The sequence below is a fragment of the Niabella soli DSM 19437 genome (genome assembly GCF_000243115.2).
Lineage (GTDB): Bacteria > Bacteroidota > Bacteroidia > Chitinophagales > Chitinophagaceae > Niabella > Niabella soli.
On record NZ_CP007035.1, the window covers coordinates 622,892 to 640,559 of the forward strand.

A 17,668-nucleotide genomic window follows, 5' to 3' on the forward strand; every position below is an offset into this window, starting at 1 on the left:
TATTCGATAAATAATTGTACAAATTACAATTAAAATATTGCTTGATCGATCATCTAAATTTGCCAACGATGTGCCGGATTTATAAATGGATTGTTGTACTGCTTTGTTTGTCGCACCAGCTCTATGCGCAGTCTTTTAAAAACTGGGCGTTAACACCACCCATGGGATGGAATAGTTGGGATTGTTACGGGCCCACGGTAACAGAACCGGAAGTAAAGGCCAATGCCGATTACATGGCAGCGCACCTGAAATCCTACGGCTGGCAATACATTATTGTTGATATCCGCTGGTATGTTGAAAACGATAAAGCCGGCGGGTATAATCAAACGGATCCGCGCTATGTGCTGGATCAATATGGGAGATACCTGCCTGCAGTTAACAGGTTCCCCTCAGCGGCCAATGGCAAGGGCTTTAAAGCGTTGGCAGATTCTATACACGCAAAGGGACTTAAATTCGGCATCCACATCATGCGGGGTATACCCCGGGAAGCGGTTGCGAAAAAAATGCCGGTGAAAGGAACCTCTGTTACAGCAGACCAGCTCTATACTACTGCGGAGCAATGCCAGTGGCTAAAAGATAATTATACAGTGGCGGCCAACCGGCCGGGCGCCCAGGCGTACTACAATTCATTAATGGAGCTCTATGCCGCCTGGGGCGTGGATTTTATAAAGGTAGATGATCTTTCCCGGCCGTATCACCAGGAGGAGATAGAGCTGATCCGAAAGGCCATTGACCATGCCGGGCGACCAATTGTGTTAAGCACGTCTCCCGGTGAAACACCTATTGATAAAGCCGCTCATGTGCAAACACATGCAAATATGTGGCGTATGGTGGATGATGTATGGGATACCTGGCCGCATTTTACACACCTGATAAAAGTGGCTGCGCAATGGTATCCTTATATAAAACCCGGCGGCTGGCCCGATTGTGATATGATCCCGCTGGGCAGGATCTCGATCCGGGGAGAACGCGGCGCCGACCGGCCAACCCGCCTCACAAAAGATGAACAATATTCTTTAATGACCTTCTTTACCATTTTTCGCTCCCCGTTGATGTTTGGAGGGGATTTGCCCAGTATGGACCTGTTCACCTTAAGTCTGCTGACCAATAAAGCCGTATTAAAAATGCACCGGGAGAGTACCGGCACCCGCCAGTTATTTTCCCGGAATGGGCAGGTAGCTGTAACGGCGCGCAATCCCCGGACGGGCGAACGGTACCTGGCATTGTTCAATCTGTCGGATGACGCGGCCCCGGCGACCATTTCCGTAAACCTCACTGAACTGGGTATAAAAAACGGTGCGGGTATAAAGAATCTATGGACCGGGCAGTTTGAGGGGAAGGTCCGTGGTAATTTTTCCGTCAGTTTACGCCCGCACGCTTCGGGTCTTTATATAATTAAATAGACAAATATTTTTTTTGGGAATCTATAAGGATATATTAAATTTGATTATTAATTGTAGTTATGACAATTAATTGTTGCTCACGACCGTTGTGTGGAAACGAAATTGAAAACAGATTGCTTTTAGCTGGTATATGAAACAAAATGTAACCTTTTTTATTTTTCTTTTATTGTCGCTCGGGGCCATTGCTCAAAACAAAACTTTTGTAGTGGGTGTAAACCGGCCTGGCGCGGCGGTTTCACCCACAATGTACGGTGTTTTTTTTGAGGATATCAATATGGGCGCAGACGGAGGTATTTATGCGGAACTGGTGAAGAATCGGTCTTTTGAGTTTTTTAAACCGCTGATGGGATGGAAAGTGGAACAACACAACTTCCGTGAAGGTGCCGTATTAGTGCTCAATCGCAAAGAAAAGAATACGGCAAACCCACGCTTCCTGCAGATTACCCTGGATCATAACAGCAAAGAAGATCTTTCGCTGACCAATGAAGGGTTCCGGGGGATGGGCATCAAAAAGGGATTACGTTACGACTTTTCTTTTTTGTATGCCACTGCCGCCCCGGGCATTAAGCTTTATGTTGAATTATTGGATCGGGATAATAAAATAATGGGTGCTACGACCGTAACCCTCTCCGCCAGCGGTACTGTATGGAAAAAACGAGCGGTCAGCTTTGTGGCTACGCAAACAGAAGAAAAAGGCCGGCTGCGGATCTCTTTTGAAGGCGATGGGAAAATCGACCTCGATATGATCTCGTTGTTTCCTTCAGATACCTGGAAGGGCCGGAAAGGAGGGATGCGTGCCGATATGGTACAACTACTGGCAGACATGAAACCAGGCTTTATCCGTTTCCCGGGAGGCTGTATCGTGGAGGGATTCGATCTGTCGCAACGCTACCAATGGAAGAAAACAATTGGCCCGGTAGAAGAGCGGCAATTAATTATTAATCGCTGGAATTTCGAATTCCCGCAGCGTGCAGCGCCGGATTATTTTCAAACTTTCGGGTTGGGTTTTTTTGAATATTTTCAACTGGCCGAAGATATCGGCGCCGAGCCGTTACCGATATTGAATTGCGGAATGGCCTGTCAATTCAATTCAGCAGAGCTGGTACCGTTAGATCAGTTAGATCCCTATATCCAGGACGCCCTCGACCTTATTGAATTTGCCAATGGACCGGCTACATCAAAATGGGGAAAAATACGGGCGGATATGGGGCATCCGCAGCCCTTTCATTTAAAAATGATGGGGGTGGGCAACGAGAACTGGGGCCCGCAGTATTTAGCGCGGTTACGACTTTTTCAAAAGGCAATAAAAGCCCGCTACCCGGAATTTAAGATTATCGCCAGTTCGGGAACAGATCCTGATGGCAAGCGGTTTGAATACCTGAATGACAGTCTTCGAAAACTAAAAGTAGATTTTATCGACGAGCACTATTACCGCCCGCCACAATGGTTTTTCAGCAATGCGGCGCGTTATGATCAGTACCCGCGCACCCAAACAAAAGTGTTCGCCGGAGAATATGCCTCGCACCCGAAGGTAGCGCCCGAAAAAAAGAATAACTGGCTGGCAGCCTTGTCTGAAGCGGCCTTCCTTACCGGGCTGGAACGCAATGCCGATGTAGTGGGTATGGCTTCCTATGCGCCTTTATTTGCGCACGTGGATGGCTGGCAATGGGCGCCGGACCTCATTTGGGTAGATAACCTGAATGTTTTTGGCACACCGGATTATTACGTGCAAAAACTGTTTTCATTAAATAAGGGCACAAAAATAATTCCGCTTACAATGGATCATAAACCCGTTACAGGCCAGGATAGTTTGTATGCGTCGGCGGTATGGGATGAACCGGCCAAAGAGCTTGTTATAAAAGTGGTCAATGCCCTACCAAAGACCCAAACGGTTGCCCTCTCGCTGGAAGGATTAAAAAAACAGCGGATCACCGGCAAGGTTACCCGTTTACAAAGTGATGATCTTTATCGGACCAACTCGATAAAAACTCCAAGGGCTGTTTATCCCGTAGAAACGCAATTGGAGCTGTCTGGCAAACAACCGGCATTGCAATTGGCCCCGTATTCATTTAATATAATAAGAATCCCGTATTAACTAAATCGTATTTGATGAAGTGGCTATTGCTTTTACTTGCAGGATTGACGGTCAATAGTGCCGGTAGGCTCCATGCACAAGCCGGAAAGACGGCCGGTATTGTTTCAAAATACAGCGCCTACCTGTTTGTATATTTTACCGGGAATCAAAAAAAAGAAGAAGCCATCCGGTTTGCGTTAAGCAATGACGGCTACCACTTCCGGGCATTAAATAATAATGAACCCGTTATTGCTTCCGAGCAGATCAGTTCCACCGGCGGGGTTCGGGATCCGCATATCCTGCGTGGGGCGGAAGGTAAGACCTTTTATATGGTAGCCACAGATATGGTATCGGCCAACGGTTGGAACTCGAACCGGGCAATGGTATTACTGCAGTCAAAGGACCTCATCCACTGGACGTCAGCCATTGTAAATATCCCCGGGCGATTTAAACAATTTAGGAATGTGAACCGGGTATGGGCGCCGCAAACGATTTATGATCCCACCACAAAAAAATATATGATCTATTGGTCCATGCGCGCGGGTAACGATCCGGATGTAATATACTATGCCTATGCCAATAAAGATTTTACCGGGCTGGAAACCGAACCGAAACAACTTTTTTTTAATCCGGGTGGTACTCCCTGCATAGACGGAGATATTGTTTTCAAAAATGGCCAATATTATCTTTTCTTCAAAACAGAGGGAAATGGCAACGGAATAAAAATTGCCGTTTCAGATAAACTCACGGGAGGATACCAGTTGCGCGACGCGTATGTACAGCAAACCAAAGACCCGGTGGAAGGGGCGGGCACTTTTGCCCTGAACGATGGAAGCGGCTATATTTTAATGTATGATGTGTATACCAAAGGCCGCTATCAGTTTACCAAAACAACGGATCTTAGAAATTTTAAAGTAGTAGATAATGCCGTTTCGATGAATTTTCATCCGCGCCACGGAACCGTGATGCCAGTTACCCGGGAAGAAGCAGCGCGCCTGGTGCGCCAATGGTACACCCCGGAATCGGTTATGACATCGGCTCAATCTGCCCTAATAAAAAAGAACAATATTGTTTTGGATACTGCCGCAAGAAAACTATACCTGCCGGTGCTGCCGGGCACACCGTTAAGAAATTTCGATCCGCAGTTCATTAAATTTCCCGGCGTTACTATTGTGCCGGCGCGAGGTGGCTTTTCCAAAGGACCGGTTTCTTATACCGTAACAGTGAACGGTCATAATCCTGAAACCTTTACTGCTACTGTATTGCAGGATCATAACCCGGTACTTAATGGTTATTACGCTGATCCTGAAATTCTTTATTCAAAAAAAAAGAATCGATTTTATATCTATCCCACCAGCGATGGGTTTAACAACTGGTCGGGAAACTATTTCAAAGTATTTTCATCGCCCGATCTTGTGGGATGGAAGGATGAAGGGGTGATCCTCGATTTACCCAGGCAGGTGCAATGGGCAAATCGCAACGCCTGGGCGCCTGCTATCAGCGAAAAGAAAATTAACGGCCGGTGCAAATATTTTTATTATTTCTGCGCGGCGCAGCGAATAGGAGTGGCCGTGGCCGACAATCCTGCCGGTCCTTTTGTGGATTCCGGAAAGCCCCTGATCGCTGCCAAACCAGAAGGAATAAAGAACGGACAGGAAATTGATCCGGCGGTGTTCACCGATCCGCAAACGCGCAAAAGCTATCTGTATTGGGGAAATAATTATATGGCCGGTGCTGAACTAAATGATGACATGACTTCGCTAAAACCCGGAACAACAAAGCTACTCACTCCGGATAAAACTTTTCGTGAAGGAACCTATGTGTTTTACCGGAAGGGGCGTTATTATTTTATGTGGAGTGAAAATGATACCCGCAGTCCGGACTACCGGGTGCGTTATGGCACTGCAATAACGCCGCTGGGTAAAATAACGGTGCCGGCAAATAATATCGTCATCGAAAAAGATCCGGTCCTGGGCATTTACGGAACGGGGCATAATTCTGTACTACAGATCCCCGGAACCGACGAATGGTATATTGTGTACCACCGGTTTACCTACCCCAATGGAATTAAGATGGGGAGCGCAGCGGGATATAACCGCGAGGTTTGTATTGATAAAATGGAGTTTAATGCAGATGGGAGCATCCGCAAGGTGGCGCCCACCCATGCGGGTATTGCTCCGGTTCAATTAAAATAATTGCCATGAGAAAATATGGGTTATTTATTCTTGCTGTTGTTTTTATTTGTTTTAATGTAAAAGCCGGTACTGTTGACTCTGCGTATCTTTTTGCCTATGCAACAAAAGCAAATGAAGGCAGAAGCGGGTTGCATTTCGCCTGGAGCCGGGATAAAGCGCACTGGCAGGCGATAGGGCAGGAGTACGGCTTTTTAAAATCGGATTATGGCCGCTGGGGAAGCGAAAAACGCATGATCAACCCCGTACTTTTTTTTGATAAGGATCATCGCTGGCATTGTGTATGGAGTCTCAACAATAAAGACGGTGCCATCGCTTATACGGAGTCTGAAGACCTGCTGCATTGGAAGCCTCAGTCTTATTACGTGAATGAAAAGGAGTTGGTATATGTGAGTGCGGGGAAGTTAAAAGTGCAGCGGAGTAAATGGCAACAGGTGACCATCGCAGAAAAGGCTGAAACCGGCAGCCTGGTAAAACTACCCTGGTCGCTTATTGACGGGTTAATCAAACAGGTAGCCTTCTCAAAACACCGTAACCAGCTATGGGCAGAAACTACCGGAGAAGATCCGGTTCGTTTTGCGTCCTTAAAACCGGTTGCGATTACTGTGCATCCGGATTTTTCCAAAACCAAAAAGATCAGTAACCTGCTGTTTGGTGCCTTCTTCGAGGACATTAATTATGCGGCGGACGGCGGGCTGTATGCAGAGTTGATCCAGAACAGGGATTTTGAATATGATCCCGCGGATAAAGAGGGGAAAGATGCCGGCTGGAACAATAAAAAAGCCTGGAGCACTTCAGGAGACGGTATTGGTTTTACAATAGACAGTCTTGCGCCCATTCATCCAAATAACAAACATTACGCCGTACTCAGCATCAGCAAACCCGGCGCCAGCCTGATCAACGGAGGTTTTGATGGTATTGCGTTGAAAGCAGGCGCAAAATATAAGGTGTCTTTATTTGCACGGATACTGACCGGCGGCAAAGGAACTATAACGGTGCGACTTACGGATGGAAGAGGAACCGTTTACGGAGCAGCAGTTATAAACGCGCTCACCACTTCATGGCAAAAATCGGATGCAGTGATAACAGTAAATGAATCGATCTCCAACGCCCGGCTGGAGATCATTCCAATGATCAATGGGGTCCTTGCGCTGGACATGATCTCGCTTTTTCCACAGCAAACATTTAAAGGACGCACCAATGGTATGCGTGCCGATCTGGCGCAAACGATCGCTGAGCTGCATCCGCGGTTTATCCGCTTCCCCGGTGGTTGTGTGGCACATGGCGACGGTATTGGGAATATCTATCACTGGAAAAATACGATCGGTCCGCTGGAGTCCCGCAAACCGCAACGCAATCTTTGGGGCTACCATCAAAGTATGGGATTGGGTTATTATGAGTATTTCCAGTTTTGCGAAGATATAGGCGCTGCGCCGCTTCCGGTAGTAGCTGCAGGCGTGCCCTGTCAGAATTCAGGAAAGCATGGGCATCCCCTGGGCGGCCAGCAGTGTGGTATTCCCTTGTCGGATATGAATGATTACATTCAGGAAATACTGGATTTGGTGGAATGGGCTAATGGCGCGGCTACTACCAAATGGGGCAAACTGAGGGCCGCTGCAGGGCATCCGGAGCCTTTCAGTTTAAAATATATCGGCATTGGTAATGAGGACCTGATCTCTGAGGTGTTTAAAGAGCGGTTCAGGATGATCTATAACGCGGTAAAAAAGAAATACCCGGAGATCACGGTAATCGGAACCGTAGGTCCTTTTTTTGAAGGATCAGATTATAGCGAAGGCTGGAAGTTTGCTACGCAACTAAAAGTGCCGATGGTAGATGAGCATTATTATGTTCCCCCGGGCTGGTTTATTTATAACCAGGATTTTTACGACAAATATGATCGCGCCAAATCGAAAGTATACGTGGGTGAATATGCTGCACATTTGCCCGGAAGACCCAGCAACCTTGAGACGGCTTTGGCTGAGGCGGTGCATCTTACGGCCCTGGAACGCAATGGTGACGTGGTGCATATGTCGTCCTACGCCCCCTTACTGGCTAAAGAAGGGCATACGCAATGGCGGCCCGACCTGATCTATTTCAATAATACGGAGATAAAGCCCACCACGGATTATTATGTGCAGCAACTTTTTGGACAGAACGCAGGAGATGAATACATTCCTGGCAATATCGTCTGCTCCGATAATGATCCCAGGGTGAAAAACAGAATTGCCTTGTCGATCGTCAAAGATTCAGCAACCAATGATGTGGTCATAAAGCTCGTGAACCTGCTGCCCGTAAGGGTTACAGCTTCGCTTGATCTTGATTCTTTCAAAGTTGCTACCAGCGCGGTTACAAAAATAATACTGGCAGGCCGGCCGGACGCCGGTGAGCTGAAACCGGATCGAACACAAGGCTTGTCTTTAAAAGATATTGAAAAAATAATTCTTTCACCGTATTCTTTTACGGTGCTGCGGATAAGCGGGAAAAGATAATGCCCCACGTAATATAAACCATAAAGAAGCTGAGAATATTAAGAAAAAAACAGCGGTGCAGGGCCGTAGCCTGTTATTAAGATTTTCTAAGTAACTTGAATGTTATTTAAGACAGGATATTATTATGACAGGCATTTATATTTTAATTGGAGGAGCGATTGGTGCCCTTGCGGGATATTTTATTGCAAGATGGAATTTGCTGGCGGCCTTTGTTCCCAAACAGGAAACAGACCAGCTAAGGGAACAGATCCGTTTGCTGGAACAGGAAAATGCAGCGCGTTTGCCAAAAGAAGAAATTGAAAGGAACTATGTACACCGGGAGCTTGCCGGACATTATCTTACAAACATACAGGAGCTGCAGGAGCGGTTAAAAGACGCAGAATGGGCCGGGCGGCAGCAGCAGGAAGAACTGCTGCGATTGACGCGCGAGTCGGAACAAAAAGTGCCTAAATCGATAGCAGCGCAAAAGGATCAGGAGCTTTTGCAGCTACAGACGGCACTTACTGCTGCCAATGCAAAAGAAACGGCACTTAATGAAAAGCTGGAATTATTTCATAAGGAGCTGGACAAACTGCACCAGTTTTCGCAGGAACGTTTTAAAACATTGGCCACCGAAATCCTCGAACAAAAAAAGCAGGTCTTTATTAGTGAAAATAAAAAAGAAATAGCTTCGATACTCGACCCCTTAAAGACAGATCTGCACCAGTTTAAAGAAAAAATAGAGGCAACGAGGAAAGAAGATATCCAGGACCTTACCTCGTTAAAAAAAGAAATAGATTCTTTACAGCAGTTAAATGTTCAATTAAGTGATGATGCTAAAAACCTGGCTACCGCTTTAAAGGCGGAAGTGAAAATGCAGGGGAGTTGGGGAGAAGACCGCCTGAATATGATCCTGGAAGCGGAAGGCCTGCAAAAATACATCGATTATACGCGGGAAGAGGTGTTGCTGGACCAGGAGGAAGACCGGGTACGCCGGCCCGATTTTATCTTAAAGCTTCCCAACGGCCGGCACCTTGTTATAGACAGCAAAGTGTCGCTGACTGCCTATGTGAATTATTTCAATGCCGGGGATACAGAACAAAAACAACAGTTTTTAAAACAACATCTCAAAAGTGTTGCAGATCATATCGAACATCTCGCCAGCAAAAATTACCAGTCATTGGCGGGATTAAATACACCCGACTATGTGTTTCTGTTTACACCGGTGGAATCAGCGCTCACGCTGGCATTGAACCAGAGTCCGGATCTGTTCAGTCAGGCATTAAAGAGAAAGATCGTGCTTATAACGCCAACGACGTTGGTTGCTACGCTCAAAATTGTAAAATTGCTTTGGCAAAAAGAACTCCAGGTGAAAAACGTGGAAGAGCTGTTTCGTCAGTGCGGGGAACTCTACGATAAGTTTGCCCGTTTTGTAGATGAAATGGATCGTATGGAAGACGCGCTGCTGCAGGCTTCCCGCGCCCATCGTGATGCCATGAATCACCTGAAGGACGGAGCGAGAAAAGGGCATACGATTATGGGCCGCTTTGAAAAGATCAAAAACCTGGGGGCGCGTACCAACAGGCAGCTTCCTGAAAAATATCTGAAAGAACTGGAAGGGCTTCCCGATGCAGATACAGCACCCGCCCGCACTTCCCCAAACGGTAAAGCAGCACCGGAAGAGGACGATTTAAAAGCCTGATTACCGATAAAAAGCAGTAAGTTTATCTTATGGTTATACTTAAACGATTAAACTGAAGGTTCTCGCCCTCGTTTTCGACACAAAAGTGTAGTATATGAAAAGTAATCTTTCAAAAAGATGCTTTTTGAACCGGATTAATTAATATTGTGACCAGAAATATCAAAACTTAAGGAAAAAGAGTTGTTTAGGAGCCGATAGCTTTAAATAACAATACAATCGATCGTTTTTTGAAAGCTGCCGATATATATAAAGTTATAGTTGAGAATAGCCGCGACGGGATCGCTGTTATTGATAACGCCACTGGATTTTTTATTGAGGCGAACAAGACTTTTTGTGCCATTACCGACAAGGAAAAGAATTTTCTTTTGTCTGGTAAAACTGTTTCCAGTATTCTTCCGGATTCAGTGCCTGAGGCCGATTATAAGGCGTATCAAAAAGTGCTTGCAGGTAACGCGGATCTTTTTTTGCGCTACTATCACTTTCAACAAAGCACCGGTGGCGCATTATATTTAAAAGTGCAGGTAACCCGTGTTGCTGCAAAGGGTGAGGGGTGTTCGGTGCTCCTTTTAGAGGATATTACCGAATCAAGCTATTCGAATAAAAAATGGAAAGAATCAGAGCTGCATTTCCGGCATCTTTTTGAATCTTCCCCGGTGGGATTATGGGAAGAAGACTTTTCGGCAGCGGCAACCTACCTGGAATCGCTAAAGCTGATCGGACTTCCACGGGCCGAAGCCCAAACCTTCCTGGAACAACATCCCGATGTGATACTGCAATGCATGTCCCTCGTAAAAATTGTCGATGTGAATCAGGTAGTGCTGGAACAATACCGGGTTACGGATAAAGCTCATTTTCTGAAGCATGCCTCCGAGATCATTTTTACGGAAGAAAGCGTGGTGGCGGCGAAGAGTTTCCTCGCTGCAATTTGTTCCAATGCGGATGCAGATATGTTTGAAGTGGCGGGAACTGCGGTTACGGGGGAGAAGATTTATTTGCAGTTAAAATGGAATGTGACGCCCGGTACGGGAGAATATAAATATAAACGGGTTATTCTGGCAAGCATTGATATTACAGAAAGTAAGAAGACTCAAAAAGCGCTGGAACAGGCTTCGGCGCGGCTGGAGACCATTGTGGATACGATCGACGGGATCGTTTGGACGGCTCATCCGGAAACGCTTAACCTTAATTTTATCAGTAAAAGTGTGCAGGACATCACCGGTTACTCCAGCGACCAGTTTCTCGGCAGGGAAATGTATAAATTCAACTTTGACTTTTATGCGGATCAGAAACAGATGGACCGTTTCCGCAGGAAAATCATGAAGGGGATTCCGGGGACGCTTGAATATCCCATTAAAACAAAAAGTGGCGAAGAGAAATGGCTCCAGGTTAACGTCAGTTTTATAAAGGAAGGTGAAGCGGTTCAGCTAATACTGGGAATTGTTATTGATATAACGATGCTCAAAAAATCCAAGAATGAGCTGAATCAATCGATGAAGGTCCTTTCTGACCAAAACAAACGACTGCTGAATTTTTCATACATTGTTTCCCATAACCTGCGCTCGCATTCAAGTAATATTCTTTCGCTTTGCGAGCTCATTAACCATACAAAAGACGCGGAGGAAAAGGAAGGGCTTATCCGTTTGCTGGGGGAAGTGGCAAAATTGCTGCATAATACCATGGAGGGATTAAACGAGGTAGCGGGCATCCAGTCATCAGTAGCTATACCAAAGGAAGCGTTAAATTTGCGTGATTATATCGACAATTGCTATTATGTATTATCCGATCGGATCACCCTGAAAAAAATTCGGTTTATAAATAATGTAGCGCCCTCCGTGATGGTAAGTTATAACCGGGCCTACCTTGAAAGTGTCCTTCAAAACGTTATCGCTAATGCTATTAAGTTCAGTCATCCCGACCGGGTTCCCGAAATTAGTCTGGATTTTTATAATACAGGCAAGGAAAAGCTATTGGCAATTACGGACAATGGCATAGGTATTGATCTTAAAAAAAAGGGAAAACGGTTGTTCAGTTTGTTTAAAAATTTTTCGGTGGATGAAAAATCCAGGGGAATTGGGTTGTATATTGTGAAAAACCAGGTGGAAGCGATGGGAGGAAACGTAACCGTGGAAAGTAAACCAGGAGAAGGAAGCTGTTTTAAAATTTTTTTTAAATAAGGCAAATGAAAGTGTTTGTTGTAGATGATGATCCTGTATATAAGCTGATTGTGCAGAGAATGTTCAGCGAGATCGGCAATGGTCTTTCGATAAGTTTTTTCAGCGATGGAAAAGAAGCGATGGACGTGTTGGAAGAAGGGGGCGATGGCGCTTTCCCGGATATTATAATGCTTGATATCGAAATGCCCGAGATGGATGGCTGGGCATTTATGGATGCTTTCCGCAGGTTGCCGGCGGCTGCCAGGGCCACTACGAAAATCTATATCATTACCTCTTCAATAGCAAATGAAGATATCCAAAGAGCCAGTCAGTATCCCGAAATTATTAATTATATCCCCAAGCCGGTAACTCAGAAAATACTGAAGCGCATCATCGGTCAATCGTAAAGCCAGGGACTTATATTCCAATCATTGGCAAGTGCTCATCGGTTGTCAAACCTGTAACCCATAATCCGCAACCAGCATCCGTTTACATATGCAATACCAGCAGGGGAAGGTTGCAGCGCCATGCCAGGCTCTTGGTAACGCTTTTATGAAAAAGGCCGGCAATGAACCCCCGCATTTTGTGAATGGAGATAACAAGGGCAGGCGTGTTGGAATCAGCATAATTATTAATGGCTGTGGGCAGATCCTCCACCTCCTTAATTATATGAACCTGGCAATTATAATTTTGCAACTGTATTTGTAATGCTGTGGCGTTGCGGGATTCCTTTTCATTCAACTCTCCTTTTAAGCAGCGATGGATGGCAGTTACCTTGCCATTAAAACGATGCAAAAATTTATGCAGTTTAATTTGAATGGATTGCGTCAGCGGTTCGCGGAAGGGTGCAGCAAGGATAACATTTTGCGGAACAGCAATGGATACACATTTTGGGAGCAATAATACAGGATAATTGATCTGGTCCACGGCTTTTTGAATGGTGCTTCCCAGGAAAAGCGCTTCCAGGTTGTCCTGGGGCTTAACGCCGATGATCACCATATCAATACCTTCCTCTTTACAAACCTGGTTCACGGCATTGGGCAGGGCATCGTTAATAATAAGCGGAACCAGTGAAGTGGTGTCGTGTAGCTGAACCGAAATACGCTGTTGCAGCAATTTGAAGGATTCAATGCGGGATTGTTCCAGCTCATCTGCTTCCTGCATGGATAATGCCAGTGAACCGGCTTCTCCCGAATCATATACCGGCACATTTTCGTAAGTGTTCAGCAGGAAAAGATGTTCTATATTCAGTTTGTTGGCCAGATTACAGGCATAATCAACCGCGTGATCGGCTATTGCTGAAAAGTCAGTAACAACTAGTACTCTTCTCATATTACACCATTTTATCCTCCGTAATTTACAAAATTTCCGATGGATAATAAAATAAAGTGTTGCCTCCGGTAAGAGCATAAATCTGGTGGCTGCCACAAATCCTCCAGAGGCGGACACAGTTCCATCGTTCTGCATTGCAGCATGATTTAAGGGTACAACCAAACTGATCCCGGCAGATCAGCGGGTCAAAGGTTGCCCGCATTCCGATAAATCGGAAGCAGACTTTCGCAGAAGAAGGAAGTATGATCTGCGCCGCGCCGTCGGCTCCCGATTTATCGGGATGCGTGAATCTGCGGGGCCAAAAAAAACTTTTTTGTAATCTCTTATCCATCTTCCTTAAACGATTAATTTATGCTGTGCCTATATTGCTAAAAATCAGTTCAATCGACTTTGTTGTACAGAATGCACGAATGAGGCATCTTGCCTGACTTTTCAGTGTTTCAGTGGCGGAAAAACAGCGGTTCTCTCATTCAGTCTCTTTGGCTTACATTTGCCAAAATCTTAAAGGAGTGCAGTTTAATTATTACCCGTTTCGTTTAAAATTCAGACATCCTTTTACTATTTCGAAAGGTACCAAAACGCATCAGCCCACGTTAATTGTAGAACTGGAGCATTTTGGTGTTAGGGGTTACGGCGAAGCTCCGGCTATAACGTATTATAATATAACGGTGGAAGAGATGATCCGCGACCTGGAGGCTAAGCGGCCCATGCTGGAAAAATTTGCATTTACAGAGCCGGACCGTTACTGGCATTTTTTGCACCATTTATTGCCCAATAATCCTTTCCTGGTATGTGCGCTGGATATGGCGGCCTGGGATATCTGGGGTAAACTGAACAATAAACCTCTGTACAAAATGTGGAACGGGGATATAACAAAAAACCCGCTGGGCGATTTTACCATCGGTATTGATACCGTTGATAAAATGGTAGCCAAGTTAAATGAGTTTCCCTGGCCCATTTATAAAGTGAAGGTAGGTACGGCGGATGATATTGCGATCGTAAAAGCCCTAAGGGGGGCAACAGACGCCCCCTTGCGGGTAGATGCCAATGCCGGCTGGGAGTTGGAAACGGCCCTGCAGCTTATTCCTCAATTAAAAGAATTAGGAGTGGAGTATGTAGAGCAGCCCCTGGCGAGGGATAACTGGGAGGGGATGCAGGCGCTTTATAAAGAATCGGCATTGCCCCTGTACGCCGATGAGGCCTGCGTATTTGAATCTGATGTGGAAAAATGTGCCGGTTGTTTTCATGGTATCAATATCAAGTTAACCAAATGCAGCGGCATTACGCCGGCATTGCGCATGATCGATAAAGCCCGGGAGCTGGGATTGAAAATTATGGTAGGTTGTATGAATGAAAGCACGGTAGGGTCCGCCGCTATTGCGCAACTGGCGCCGTTTATTGATCACCTGGATGTGGATGGCCCTTTATTACAAACGGAAGATGTGGCTACAGGATTGGGGTTTGATTACGGGAAATTAATTTATAGTAACGAGCCGGGGCTGGGCATTACGTATACCGGTTTGTTTGAGAAAAAGTGAAGGAGCAATGGTGAATGGTGTATTGTGAATAGGAAGTAGGAAGTTGCAAGTAGGGTGCAAACCCGCAAATACTCTGTGAACCGGAAACCTGAAACAGGCATTAAGCATCATGCGTTCAGCATTGAACCACAAACGATAAACGATAAATAAGAGATGGCCTACAAGAATCAACAGGAATTTATACAGGCGATAGAAGCAGCGGGGGAACTGGTGCGGGTAAAAACCTATGTGGATCCTAAGCTGGAAATTGCGGAGATTACGGATAGAATGAGTAAAGAGCCCGGTGGGGGAAAAGCTATTCTTTTTGAAAATACGGGCTATGATTTTCCGGTATTAATGAACGCCTATGGCAGTGAAAAACGCATGTGCCTGGCCTTGGGTGTACAGCAACTGGACGATGTGGCGCGGGATATTGAGGAACTTTTTAAATTGTTGTCTTCTCCTAAAGACGGCATTATTGATAAGCTGAAATTGTTGCCGAAGCTGGGCGCGTTTGCTTCCTGGATGCCGAAAGTAAAAAAGGGCAGAGGGGCCTGCCAGGAGGTGGTTATAACCGACGCGCCTGATATTACCAAGCTCCCTGTGATCACCTGCTGGCCGCAGGATGGAGGCCCTTTTGTAACCCTGCCCATCATCAATACAAAAGATCCCAACACGCATATCCGTAATGTAGGCATGTACCGGATGCAGGTATTTGGCCCGCAGTTAACAGCCATGCACTGGCATAAACATAAAGTATCAGCGAAGCATTTTAATGAGTATAAAAAGCTGAATAAAAGAATGCCGGTGGCGGTGGCATTGGGTGGCGATCCGGCCTATGCTTATTCCGCAACAGCGCCCCTGCCGGAAAATGTAGATGAGTATATGCTCGCTGGTTTCCTCCGTAAAAAGAAAGTGGAATTGGTAAAATGTATTACACAGCCTGATATTGAAGTGCCTGCTGATGCGGATTTTATTATTGAAGGATATGTAGATCCGAATGACGACCTGCTTTGGGAAGGCCCCTTCGGAGACCATACCGGTTATTATTCATTGCCCGATTGGTATCCTAAATTTCATATTACTGCCATCACTCATAAAAAGGATCCGGTTTACCCGGCAACGATTGTGGGCATCCCGCCACAGGAAGATGCCTGGCTGGGTAAGGCAACGGAACGTATTTTCCTGGCCCCGATAAAAATGACACTGGTGCCGGAGATCGAAGATATGGAAATGCCGGTGGAAGGTGTTTTCCATAACCTGGTGAATACGAGGATCCAAAAAGATTATGCCGGCCAGGGACAAAAAGTGATGAACGCCATGTGGGGTGCGGGGCAAATGATGTTTAACAAGATACTGGTGCTGACCTCCCAGACGCGGGAAGAGAAAAAGGTCCCATTAACAGATTATAAAGCAGCGGCAAGGGAAGTGTTTAAAAACCTGAACCCCGCAACAGACGTGTATTTCAGCCAGGGGCCGATGGATGTACTCGACCACAGTTGCAGCAAGCTGGGCTTCGGCGGAAAAATGTGCATCGACGGTACCCTGAAGTTCGAGGAGGAAACAAGGGAAGGGTATCTGTATGAATTGCCGGATGACGGCACGACCCCCGTTGCTGCCATCCGGGAAGGGTTTACAGAAGTACACCAGGTGAATGATCGGTTATTCAATAACGGCATCCCCGTGCTGATTATTTCCATACGGAAGAACCGCAAAGGGCATGTAAAAGCGTTGCACGAGGCCATCGTTCAGTTGCCGGGAATGGAACGGATAAAAATGATTTTGTATGTAGAACATACTGTAAATGCCAACGACCTGCCGCTGGCCCTTTGGCGTTTTTGCAACAACCTGGATCCCGCAAGGGACCATTTGCTGTCCGCCACCTCCAAAGAAGCATATTTCTGCCTCGGACTCGACGGTACGATTAAAACAAAAGCATTTGATGATTTTCAGCGCGACTGGCCGAATATCATTGTTGCTGATGACGCCACTATAAAAAGCGTGGATGAAAAATGGAACGCACTGGGTATAGGCAAATTCATTCCATCGCCTTCCCTGAAATACAAGGATCAGATGTATGGACAGGAGGCGGTGGCCAATGTAGAATAAGGGATATCAGATCACGGCTGCCCGGTAAAAACAGAAAACAGGCGTTTTCGTTATTGAAACGCAGATTGGGTTGTGCGTAGGATCGGAGTTATGCCGAAAGCTTAAAGAAACGACATTAATTGCTCATTTCCCGCCGGCGCGCTCTAAAAGGGCGGTATGAACATTCAGCACTTGTTCTATCAATGAAACTCCGCCATTATTATCAATAACAAAATCACAAAGCGCCATTTTCTCGCCTTCATCCATTTGCTTGCTCATGCGCTCCCGTACCTGGGCCTCGGATAAATGGCTGCGTTCCATCGTGCGCCGGATGCGCAGCGTTTCGGCAGCGGTTACGCCAATCACATAGTCCACAAATTGATCGCTGCCACTTTCAAACAGGATGGCTGCTTCTTTAATAGAGTAGGGCGCCTTTTGTTTTTGGAACCAGGCTTCACTGTGGCGGATAGTTGCCGGATGTACAATGCTGTTGAGCAATTGGCGCCTGGTATCATCGCCAAAGATCTGCGCAGCAATATAAGCCCGGTCCAGCTCTCCTGAAACATAGGCTGCCTCCCCAAACATTTTTATTATCTGGTTGTGAATTGCTGTATCGGTATTCATCAGTTGCTTTGCGGCTGCATCTGCGTCATAAACGGGAATGCCCAGTGTTTTAAAAAGGGAGGCCACCAGTGTTTTGCCACTGCCGATACCGCCGGTTATACCTACTTTCAGCATT

At 46.1% G+C, this 17,668-nt stretch carries 11 protein-coding genes; 9 read left to right on the forward strand and 2 right to left on the reverse strand.

Annotated elements, in window-relative coordinates:
- The first annotated feature begins 68 nt into the window (after positions 1-68).
- The 7 genes from NIASO_RS02590 to NIASO_RS02620 all read left to right on the forward strand — a co-directional run bounded on the left by NIASO_RS02590 (position 69) and on the right by NIASO_RS02620 (position 12,399).
- The gene (locus NIASO_RS02590) at positions 69-1,403 is read left to right on the forward strand and encodes a glycoside hydrolase family 27 protein (protein ID WP_008583755.1); all 1,335 of its coding nucleotides are present in this window, start codon (positions 69-71) and stop codon (positions 1,401-1,403) included.
- Between the two features lie 130 nt (positions 1,404-1,533).
- Positions 1,534-3,498, forward strand: a complete 1,965-nt coding sequence (locus tag NIASO_RS02595) for an alpha-L-arabinofuranosidase C-terminal domain-containing protein (protein WP_008583753.1) — start codon at positions 1,534-1,536, stop codon at positions 3,496-3,498.
- 14 nt (positions 3,499-3,512) lie between these two features.
- Positions 3,513-5,672, forward strand: coding sequence for a family 43 glycosylhydrolase (locus NIASO_RS02600; protein WP_008583751.1), 2,160 nt, complete (start codon positions 3,513-3,515; stop codon positions 5,670-5,672).
- Between the two features lie 5 nt (positions 5,673-5,677).
- Entirely contained in the window at positions 5,678-8,158 is a 2,481-nt protein-coding gene (locus NIASO_RS02605; RefSeq protein WP_008583750.1) for an alpha-L-arabinofuranosidase C-terminal domain-containing protein, read from the forward strand.
- 124 nt (positions 8,159-8,282) lie between these two features.
- Positions 8,283-9,839 (forward strand): DNA recombination protein RmuC, encoded by a 1,557-nt coding sequence (gene rmuC, locus NIASO_RS02610; RefSeq protein WP_008583748.1) that lies wholly within the window; start codon positions 8,283-8,285, stop codon positions 9,837-9,839.
- A gap of 227 nt (positions 9,840-10,066) precedes the next feature.
- A complete protein-coding gene (locus NIASO_RS19565) occupies positions 10,067-12,013 on the forward strand; it encodes a PAS domain-containing sensor histidine kinase (protein WP_008583746.1) in 1,947 nt (648 codons plus the stop codon).
- Between the two features lie 5 nt (positions 12,014-12,018).
- Entirely contained in the window at positions 12,019-12,399 is a 381-nt protein-coding gene (locus NIASO_RS02620) for a response regulator (protein ID WP_008583744.1), read from the forward strand.
- A gap of 82 nt (positions 12,400-12,481) precedes the next feature.
- Here NIASO_RS02620 and NIASO_RS02625 read toward each other — a convergent pair whose 3' ends face one another.
- Positions 12,482-13,324 (reverse strand): universal stress protein, encoded by an 843-nt coding sequence (locus NIASO_RS02625; RefSeq protein ID WP_008583742.1) that lies wholly within the window; start codon positions 13,322-13,324, stop codon positions 12,482-12,484.
- Positions 13,325-13,833: 509 nt separating this feature from the next.
- Here NIASO_RS02625 and NIASO_RS02635 point away from each other — a divergent pair.
- Both NIASO_RS02635 and NIASO_RS02640 read left to right on the forward strand, forming a co-directional pair.
- The gene (locus NIASO_RS02635; protein ID WP_008583739.1) at positions 13,834-14,862 is read left to right on the forward strand and encodes a dipeptide epimerase; all 1,029 of its coding nucleotides are present in this window, start codon (positions 13,834-13,836) and stop codon (positions 14,860-14,862) included.
- A gap of 153 nt (positions 14,863-15,015) precedes the next feature.
- On the forward strand, positions 15,016-16,950 hold the full coding sequence (locus NIASO_RS02640; RefSeq protein WP_008583736.1) for a menaquinone biosynthesis decarboxylase: 1,935 nt from the start codon (positions 15,016-15,018) through the stop codon (positions 16,948-16,950).
- Between the two features lie 123 nt (positions 16,951-17,073).
- Here NIASO_RS02640 and coaE read toward each other — a convergent pair whose 3' ends face one another.
- Positions 17,074-17,667 carry a dephospho-CoA kinase gene (gene coaE, locus NIASO_RS02645; RefSeq protein ID WP_008583734.1) on the reverse strand — a complete coding sequence of 198 codons (594 nt, stop codon included), beginning with the start codon at positions 17,665-17,667 and terminating at the stop codon, positions 17,074-17,076.
- Between the last annotated feature and the right edge of the window lies 1 nt (position 17,668).

What these genes read in the sequence shown, in the direction of transcription:
- NIASO_RS02605 (WP_008583750.1), top strand. Translation starts at nt 5,678, where the DNA reads ATGAGAAAATATGGGTTATTTATTCTTGCTGTTGTTTTTATTTGTTTT.
- NIASO_RS02625 (WP_008583742.1), bottom strand. Translation starts at nt 13,324, where the DNA reads ATGAGAAGAGTACTAGTTGTTACTGACTTTTCAGCAATAGCCGATCAC.
- rmuC (WP_008583748.1), top strand. Translation starts at nt 8,283, where the DNA reads ATGACAGGCATTTATATTTTAATTGGAGGAGCGATTGGTGCCCTTGCG.
- NIASO_RS02590 (WP_008583755.1), top strand. Translation starts at nt 69, where the DNA reads ATGTGCCGGATTTATAAATGGATTGTTGTACTGCTTTGTTTGTCGCAC.
- NIASO_RS02640 (WP_008583736.1), top strand. Translation starts at nt 15,016, where the DNA reads ATGGCCTACAAGAATCAACAGGAATTTATACAGGCGATAGAAGCAGCG.
- NIASO_RS02620 (WP_008583744.1), top strand. Translation starts at nt 12,019, where the DNA reads ATGAAAGTGTTTGTTGTAGATGATGATCCTGTATATAAGCTGATTGTG.
- NIASO_RS02600 (WP_008583751.1), top strand. Translation starts at nt 3,513, where the DNA reads ATGAAGTGGCTATTGCTTTTACTTGCAGGATTGACGGTCAATAGTGCC.
- coaE (WP_008583734.1), bottom strand. Translation starts at nt 17,667, where the DNA reads ATGCTGAAAGTAGGTATAACCGGCGGTATCGGCAGTGGCAAAACACTG.
- NIASO_RS02595 (WP_008583753.1), top strand. Translation starts at nt 1,534, where the DNA reads ATGAAACAAAATGTAACCTTTTTTATTTTTCTTTTATTGTCGCTCGGG.